Raw genomic sequence first — 569 nt, 5'->3', positions numbered from 1 at the left:
GCCGCCGGTGCGGTAACCCTTCAGTTCGCTGAGGTTGAGCGTTTCTTGAACCACGCCTTCGCCGGCAAAAGCGGCGTCGCCGTGAATCAATACCGTCATGACGTCTTGTCGATCCACGTCGCCGCGATTGTCTTGTTTGCAGCGTGTGCGTCCCAGAGCGACCGTGTTGACGTACTCAAGGTGGCTGGGGTTGAAGCACAGCGAGATGTGCAGGCGATCACCGGATGCGGTTTTCCAATCGCTGCTGTACCCGAGGTGGTAACGAACGTCACCGCCACCGCGGCTGAGTTCAGGGGTTGGATCGTCAAACGACCAAAAGATGTTCATCGCCCGCTTCTTGAGGATGTTCGCCATCACGTTGAGGCGTCCACGGTGTGCCATCGCCATGACGACCTCTTTGACTTGATGCTGGCCCGCTTTTTCAAGTGCCAGGTCAATCAGAGGAATCAGGCTTTCGGCACCTTCGAGCGAGAAGGTTTTGGCACCGACGAATTTCCGGCGAACAAATTCTTCGAAGATCGTCGCATCGGCCAGTCGTGTGTAGATCCGTCGTTGGACTTCGTGCGACA

1 protein-coding gene is annotated in these 569 nt (G+C 56.9%); it reads right to left on the bottom strand.

From position 1 onward, the window contains the following. Positions 1-569, bottom strand: a 569-nt coding sequence (locus B2R17_RS06135) for a thiamine pyrophosphate-dependent enzyme (protein WP_286763281.1), incomplete at both ends; no start/stop codon positions are given.

The organism is Rhodopirellula sp. UBA1907 (assembly GCF_002337565.1).
Lineage (GTDB): Bacteria > Planctomycetota > Planctomycetia > Pirellulales > Pirellulaceae > Rhodopirellula > Rhodopirellula europaea.
This window is presented reverse-complemented; position numbering and strand designations above follow the sequence as displayed.